The sequence below is a fragment of the Rhodococcus sp. NPDC059968 genome (assembly GCF_042738615.1).
Taxonomy (GTDB): Bacteria; Actinomycetota; Actinomycetes; order Mycobacteriales; family Mycobacteriaceae; genus Rhodococcus_F.
Map to the genome: position 1 here is coordinate 1 of NZ_JBHWUE010000198.1, position 7612 is coordinate 7612.

The 7612-nt window shown below is 61.8% G+C and carries 7 protein-coding genes and 1 pseudogene; 7 read left to right on the top strand and 1 reads right to left on the bottom strand.

Features of this window, described 5'->3' with window-relative positions; genetic code table 11:
- Window positions 1-203: 203 nt before the first annotated feature.
- The gene (locus ACFWAY_RS52500) at window positions 204-953 is read left to right on the top strand and encodes an SDR family NAD(P)-dependent oxidoreductase (RefSeq protein ID WP_378516357.1); all 750 of its coding nucleotides are present in this window, start codon (window positions 204-206) and stop codon (window positions 951-953) included.
- Between the two features lie 79 nt (window positions 954-1032).
- Window positions 1033-1698 (top strand): NAD-dependent epimerase/dehydratase family protein, encoded by a 666-nt coding sequence (locus tag ACFWAY_RS52505; protein WP_378516363.1) that lies wholly within the window; start codon window positions 1033-1035, stop codon window positions 1696-1698.
- Window positions 1699-1868: 170 nt separating this feature from the next.
- Here ACFWAY_RS52505 and ACFWAY_RS52510 read toward each other — a convergent pair.
- A pseudogene (locus ACFWAY_RS52510) lies at window positions 1869-2077 on the bottom strand (hypothetical protein); the annotation flags it as partial.
- 138 nt (window positions 2078-2215) lie between these two features.
- Between ACFWAY_RS52510 and ACFWAY_RS52515 the strand changes: the two are divergent.
- The 5 genes from ACFWAY_RS52515 to ACFWAY_RS52535 are packed head-to-tail and all read left to right on the top strand — an operon-like array spanning window position 2216 to window position 6842.
- The gene (locus tag ACFWAY_RS52515; protein ID WP_378516358.1) at window positions 2216-2407 is read left to right on the top strand and encodes a ferredoxin; all 192 of its coding nucleotides are present in this window, start codon (window positions 2216-2218) and stop codon (window positions 2405-2407) included.
- A gap of 29 nt (window positions 2408-2436) precedes the next feature.
- A complete protein-coding gene (locus ACFWAY_RS52520) occupies window positions 2437-3279 on the top strand; it encodes a TIGR03619 family F420-dependent LLM class oxidoreductase (RefSeq protein WP_378516359.1) in 843 nt (280 codons plus the stop codon).
- On the top strand, window positions 3276-4469 hold the full coding sequence (locus ACFWAY_RS52525) for an acetyl-CoA C-acetyltransferase (RefSeq protein ID WP_378516360.1): 1194 nt from the start codon (window positions 3276-3278) through the stop codon (window positions 4467-4469). The genes ACFWAY_RS52520 and ACFWAY_RS52525 overlap by 4 nt, the downstream gene beginning before the upstream one ends.
- A 46-nt stretch (window positions 4470-4515) precedes the next feature.
- Window positions 4516-5706: an acyl-CoA dehydrogenase family protein gene (locus ACFWAY_RS52530; RefSeq protein ID WP_378516361.1), complete on the top strand. Its 1191-nt coding sequence runs from the start codon at window positions 4516-4518 to the stop codon at window positions 5704-5706.
- A gap of 50 nt (window positions 5707-5756) precedes the next feature.
- Window positions 5757-6842 carry an acyl-CoA dehydrogenase family protein gene (locus ACFWAY_RS52535; RefSeq protein ID WP_378516362.1) on the top strand — a complete coding sequence of 362 codons (1086 nt, stop codon included), beginning with the start codon at window positions 5757-5759 and terminating at the stop codon, window positions 6840-6842.
- Window positions 6843-7612 lie beyond the last annotated feature (770 nt).

The following is a 7612-nucleotide window of genomic DNA, read 5'->3' on the forward strand; positions in this document are numbered from 1 at the left end:
GCACCATCCGACGCGCCGTGTTACCCCAGGTCGGCAACCGACGGGCGGCCCGAACGACCGACCATGATCAACTTATCCAGGAAACTCCCGCTAGCTCACAGACGAGACCACGCATTACGATGCCCCGGCGAAATGCCGTGGGCATCGCCAGGTGGCATGAACTATCCCAAGACGCTCCATCGCGTCGTGACGTGAGGGTGTTCGTGAGTTCGGTGGAATTTGACGGCAAGGTTGCTCTTGTGACCGGTGCCGGTAGCGGTACAGGAGCAGCGACGGCGCTGCTGCTGGCTGAGCGCGGAGCCGCGGTCACCGTGGTAGGCCGCCGTCAGAGCAAGACCGACGAGGTTGCTGCGCAGATTACCTCGAAGGGTGGCCGCGCCCTCGCGATTGCCGGCGACGTCAGCATTGCTCATACCCTTGAGAGCGCGGTGAGGGCTACGGTCGACGCGTTCGGGGCACTACACTTCGGCGTGAACAACGCTGGTGCGACAGGAATATTCGCACCCACCGCGGAGATGACCGAGAAGGATTGGCGGCGTGTCGTCGGAACCAATCTCGACGGGTTGTTCTTCGGGATGAAGTACGAGATCCCCGCGATTCTGGCAGCGGGTGGTGGCGCAATCGTCAACGTGTCGAGCGTGTTCGCTGACCGGGGGGACCGTCGGTCGACTACTCGACCGCCAAGCATGCGGTCCGCGGGCTTACCCGTTCCGCAGCAAAAAAAATATGGCGCATTGGGAGTTCGGGTCGACGGACTTCAGCCAGGCGTCATCGACACTGAGATGACCCAGGCCAACCCGGAAGGAACGCAGGCCGTCGCCGAAACCGGCATCCCGATGCGTCGTGTCGGACAGGCCCGCGAGATCGCTACCACCATCGCCTTCCTGCCTTCCGATGACGCCTCTTACATCATCGGGGCCCATCTCGCGGTAGACGGCGGCTTTCTCGCCTGACCACAGCAACGGAGCGACCCGCATTCTGGACCCCCCAAGTGCGCGAACGGATCACGATAAGGAGGCGGCCATTGTGAAGGTGGCCATTTTCGGAGTCACTGGAATGGTCGGCCAAGGTGTCATCCATGAATGCCTTGCTGATCCCCGAGTCGAGAGTGTTCTTGCGGTGACCCGATCACCGTCTAGTATCCGGCACCCGAAACTCACGCAGGTACAGCACCACGATTTCGCCGATCTCACACCGCTCACGCACCGTTTCGAGGACATCGATGCGTGCTTCTACTGCCTCGGAGTCTCTGCTGTTGGCATGAGTGAGAACGAGTATCGGCGAATCACGTTCGATTTCACGGTGGCCGCCGCACGTATGTTCGCGGGCCGAGACCCATCGATCACTTTCGTCTACGTCTCGGGTCAGGGTGCGGACAGTTCGGAGTCGGGGCGCTCGATGTGGGCACGCGTCCGAGGCCAGACCGAAAACACGGTACTGGCCATCCCGCTCCAGGCGTTCGTATTGCGTCCGGGCTATATTCAGCCCCGACACGGTGCTACCTCACGGACAGCGACGTACAAGTGGATCTACCGACTCACTGCACCGCTGTACCCGTTACTGCAGCGATTGCTGCCCACCATGGTCACGAACTCGGAGAATGTCGGTAAGGCAATGCTCGCCCTCGCGGCCAACGGATCCTCACAGCGCATCATCGATTGTCGCGGTATCAACGAATTGGCGACAGCCGGCCAGTAGCAGTTCGGGAGGGAAGGACGGCGTGGCGGCCGCTCGGACAAGAATGACCGCCACCTCCGCTCGATCGCGACTCGGTGGCGGCGCGCGGCAAGGTCGGCGGCGGCGGGGCCGCTCGTGACCGGCAACGTCGACGTCCGTCGATGCCATTGCAGTCGAATGCATTTGGTCTTCTAGTGATCATATGTGGCGGCGCTCGCGGTATACCAGTTTGTTCGACTAAAGCAGGCTGGGTCATCGTCACCGTTGGCTGTGAAGCCAACGCGTACGGCCGGATGGTCACCGGTCCGATCGCACCGGAGATGGAACCGCGCCCTCCCTGCAACCGGACCGCCGCCGGGCCGTCGAACTACTGGCCTTCCAGGAGCGCAACGGTGGCGACCCGGATTCCCAACCGCGCAGGGGAACCCCAGTATCCCAGACGTCAGCAACGCTGCATACTCTTGTCATCGCCCTCCTATATAACTACCCTATCGATGATAGAGCGAGGTTTCGCTAATCGACTCGGAGGAGAACTTGGATGAAGATCGCGCTGGACACTGACAAATGTATGGGGCACGCACGGTGCCATGCCATGGCTCCTGCTGCCTTTGATCTCGACGACGAGGGATACGCGGTTGTCACCCCCGCGGCAGCCACCACATCCGAGGATGACCTTCAAAACGCAGCAGCATCCTGCCCAGAGCAGGCCATTACGGTCACCCCGTCATGAGTGGACGTTCTGCGAGACCAGTCGGTCTAGTGGTCACCACCAACGAGCCCGGCGCTGCGCAACTGGTGAAGGTTCTACCCGCCCAGGCAGAGAGTTGGGGCTACGACTCACTCTGGGTGACCGATCACGTCGTCGGGGTCAGGGCGATGGACGGTGTCTACAGTGACTACTGGCTCGAGGCATTGACCGCGTTGACGTGGATGGCGGCGACGACGTCCCGGGTGCGTCTCGGGACCGGCGTTCTCGTGGTGCCACACCGGAATCCGGTGCTTGCCGCGAAGATGATCACCACGATCGACGTTCTCTCCAATGGGCGTGTCGACCTGGGGGTCGGTACCGGATGGAGCAAGATCGAGTATCGCGCACTCGGGGCCGAGAACTTGTTCGAAGCGCGCGGCCGGGCGACTGACGAGGCGCTCGACGTGATGAAGTCCTGCTGGGGAGGCGGAGAAGTCGCCCACGATGGCGAATTCTTCTCCTTCCGCCACGTTGTCCTGGAGCCTGTACCGCACCAACGCCCACACCCCCCGCTCTGGATCGGCGGTCACTCGGGTCCCGCCCTGCGGCGAGCGGCGCGCATTGCGGACGTCTGGCATCCCCATGATCTCGCGCCGTCAGAATTGACGACGATCGGCAACAAGCTCGACGACCTCGCCGAAAGGGCCGTGCCGCGGTCTGTGCGACTGCATGTCACCGAGGATGACATGCCCGCAATCACCGATCTCGTCGATTCTTACCTTGACATTGGTTGTGTGAGAGTTGTTCTGGAATTCCGCTCGCAGCCGTGCGATGTCGTCGCCCGGCTGTCGGAACGAGCGGCCGAACTGCTCGAGCTCGACCAACCGACTACCTGTGAGGTCATACATTCATGAGCGCTTCTGAGTATGTCGTCGAAGCGGTTCCTGCACGACCGACTGCGTACATTGTCGAAGCTGTGCGGAGTCCCGTCGGCCGGCGAGGCGGCGGCCTCGCCTCCGTACACCCCGTGGATCTGGGTGCTCACGTTCTCTCGTCCCTCATCGAACGTGCCGGGATCGATCCGAGCACCGTTGAAGATGTCATCTTCGGGTGCCTCGATCAGATCGGTCCCCAATCGGCGGATATTGCCCGCACCTGTTGGCTTGCTGCCGGATTTCCCGAAGAGGTCCCCGGCACGACGATCGACAGGCAGTGCGGTTCGTCGCAACAGGCGGTCCATTTCGCTGCTCAGGGCGTGATGAGCGGGACACAGGATTTGGTTGTGGCCGGCGGTGTCCAGAACATGAGTATGGTCCCGATCGCCTCCGCGACATCGGTCGGCACTGCGCTCGGACTCCCCGACAATCCGTATACCGGGTCGCGACGGTGGTCGGGCCGCTACGGTGACCAGCCCGTGAGTCAGTTTCATGGCGCCGAGCTGATCGCCGACAAGTGGTCAATCACGCGCGCGGACATGGAAGCCTTCGCGCTCCGCAGCCATGAACGAGCGCTCCGCGCGATCGACGAGGGACGCTTTGACCGCGAGATAGCACCGCTGGAGGGCATCAGCGTCGACGAAGGCCCTCGGCGAGACACCAGCTTGGAGAGGATGGCCGGACTGCGGCCCCTCCAAGAGAACGGCCGCATCACGGCCGCCGTGTCGAGCCAGATTTCCGATGGCGCAAGTGCACTGCTGATCGCCTCCCAGGCTGCCGTCGACCGGTACGGGTTGACCCCCCGGGCGAAGATTCATCACATGTCGGTCCGGGGCGCCGACCCCATCATGATGTTGACCGCACCGATCCCCGCTACCGAGCATGCTCTGCAGAAGACCGGACTGAGTATCGATGAGATCGATCTGATCGAGATCAACGAAGCCTTCGCGCCTGTCGTACTCGCCTGGCAGAAGGAGATCGGGGCGGATCCCGCGAAGATCAATGTCAACGGTGGTGCCATTGCTTTGGGTCATCCGCTCGGAGCCTCCGGGGCACGACTGATGACGACCCTGCTTCATGAGCTCGAACGCACCGGTGGCCGGTATGGCCTTCAAACGATGTGTGAAGGCGGAGGACAGGCAAACGTCACGATAATCGAGCGGGTATGACGCAGAACCTGCCTCACTACGCGTGCCTCTACGAACGGAACCGCTGATGTATCTCGAGCTCACCGACGACCTACTTGACTACCGAAATCGCATCCGGGAGCACATTGCGGCGCGGCGCCCGCCAATGAATCGGCTTCCGGGCACGCGGAGCCCGAAACCCGCTGATCTCCCCGAGTACCGACAGTGGTGTGCGAGCTTGTTCTCGGCTGGCTTCGTCGGCGCCGACTGGCCAGAAGAGTGGGGTGGACGAGCAGACCACAATGCCCTGCAGGACTTCATCCTCGACACCGAACTGGCACAGGCGAAGACCCCGCGTCCTATCGGTGCGTACAACTTGATTTCCGGGGCATTGCTCGCGTCCGGGACCCAGGAGCAAAAGGAGAAGTTCCTCCCCCGGATCAGACAGTTCGATGATCTATGGTGTCAGCTGTTCAGTGAACCTGACGCGGGAAGCGATCTGGCGTCGCTGCGAACCAAAGCCCGCCGAGAGGGCGATGATTGGGTTGTAACCGGCCAGAAGGTCTGGACGACCCACGCGCACATCGCCGACTTCGGTTTCCTACTCGCCCGAACCGACCCCGCTGTACGCAAGCATGCGGGCATCACCGCATTTGTAGTTGACATGCGCACCCCCGGAATCACGGTCCGACCGTTGCGCGAGATCACAGGCTCGAGCGATTTCAACGAGGTGTTCTTCGACGAAGTTCGCATTCCCCACGCGAATATGATCGGCGCCGCAGGCGAGGGGTGGGCCATCGCCAGGTCCGCGCTTGCACACGAACGCTCACAGAGTCAACGAGAGGACTCGATCGCCGACGCAGTTCGTCAACTTGTGCAGATCGCCGCGGACAGTCCCCGCGATGGACGACCCGCGTCCGAGTACAGCGACGTTCGGCAACGGATCGGATCATTCTTCGCTCGTGCCCAAGTGTCAGATCTCCTTGGGTTCAAGGGCCTCCTGAAGAGCGCAGAGGGGGTCGCGGACGTCGGGGACTCGCCGGTGGCCAAGGTCGTCTTCACGGAAACAAACCTCGACATCGCCACCTACGCGCTGGAACTGCAAGGCAATAGAGGGGTGCTCGATTCACCAGACGAAGATGTCCTCGACGGTGGCCGATGGCAGGAGGCATACCTGTACGCGCGGGGGTTCACGATCTCGGCCGGCTCGAACGAGATCATGCGGAATCTGATCGCCGAGCGTGCACTGAAGCTCCCCCGCGATCCAGCGGCCGGATAGCGGGGCACTGCCCCGAGCGTCATTTCCCACGCACTACGAGAGGTCCTTCCATGCAGCTATCCACCTCTGAACACGAAGAACTCCGCGCGACCTGCCGCAAACTTCTCTCACGCAACGCAACTTCCGAACGAATCCGCGAGGTCTCGAACTCGCCGACCGGCGAGGACGACGCCTTCTGGAAGCAGATTGCCGATCTCGGATGGACGACTATCACCATTCCCGAGGAGTACGAGGGTATCGGTCAAGGACTCGTGGAACTCGCTATCCTCGCTGAGGAGTTTGGCCGCTCACTGCAACCCAGTCCCATTGTTCCCAGTTCGGTTGCCACCTGGGTAATTCAACGCCATGGGACTGAGGGATTGCGCTCGCAGTTGCTTCCCCAGCTCGCCTCAGCCGAGGCGATCGCAACGTGGGGTTTGCAAGGACCCGGTGACAATGGTCCTCTTACCATCTCTTCGGGACGCATCTCGGGGAGGCGCCTGTATGTTCCCGAGGCTCACCGCGCGAGCCACCTTGCGGTCGACGCACAGTTGGACGGGAAGCGAGTCCTGGCCGTGGTCGACACCAACGGCGAGGGCGTCACGATCGAAAGGCAGCACACACTCGATCTGACGCGCCGCTATTTCGCGGTAGCCTTTGATTCGACCCCCATCACCGGCGATGGGTTGATACTTTCAGACGACGCGCACAGCGATCTCTTCCGAGCAGGCGTTGTCCTTCAATGCGCCGAAAGTGTGGGAATCGCTCGAAGGTTGCTCGATATGACGGTCGACTACGTGAGCACACGCAGGCAGTTCGATCGACCTATCGGCAGTTTTCAGGCGATCAAGCACCGAATTGCCGACATGTACATCCAATTGGAGGGCTCGGTCGTCGCCACCGAAGAAGCGGCCTGGGCGGTAGAGCATCGTCGGTCGGATGCTGATGTCTCCGTCCATGTGGCGAAATCATGGACCGGCCGGTCAGCATCAGCGATCGCCAGCGACTCGCTGCAACTTCATGGCGGCATCGCCTTCACCTGGGAGCACGACCTCCACCTGTTCCTGCGCCGTGCAAAGGTGAACGAACTTCTCCTCGGTACACCGGCGTGGCACGACGAGCAGCTATTCAGGGCACTTGCTGCTGGCACTGCGTAAGGCAAACGGAGTGTGTGGAAACCGCCGGGTGGCGACGATCCCTGACGCGCCGCAGCGCACGGGTTCGAATCCCCTTCTCATCAACCTGCGGTCGTGACAGCAACCCCACCAAGTAAGTTGGAGCGTGAAGTATAGACGGAGCTCCTCTCGCGCGCATGGGAACGTCGTTCCCTCCCCAGCCTTCGGGAACACCCGAAGAAGTCGCCGCCGTTATCGCTCTTCTTTCCCGACAAGCCAATATTCGTTACTGAAGGCACCTCGGCGTCGACGCTGGCACCCTTCTACCGACGACACGACGACGTGAACGGTCCTTCACCCAACTGAAGAACGATGCCGCCACTTGCCGCGCCACCTTTGTGGATCGGTTTCGGCGAATTAGCGGGTGATCGCCTCGGTTCGAAACATGATCCACGAAGACCTCAGGCTACGCGCCTCCTGAAGCCCACCGAGTAGGAAATCGCATGCGCTTGCCGTCGCGAGCATGCCCTGTCAACCAGGAGTACCTATGACCTACCCCGCCGTTCCGACCCCAGGTCCAACCACCTCAGCCACTCACGACAGCCGAGTCGATTCGCGGGCGCGGAAGGCTGCTTCCGCGGGTTTCGTTGGAACATTCATCGAGTACTACGACTTTGCGCTGTATGGAGTCCTAACAGTCTATTTCGGGCTCTACTAACTCATTCGTGGGTGGTTTCTGCCGGGCAATTGTGGTGGGTGGCCGCCGAGTCCGAGCATGGCAAGGGCGATGAGGGCATCGGGGGTGCGGAAGC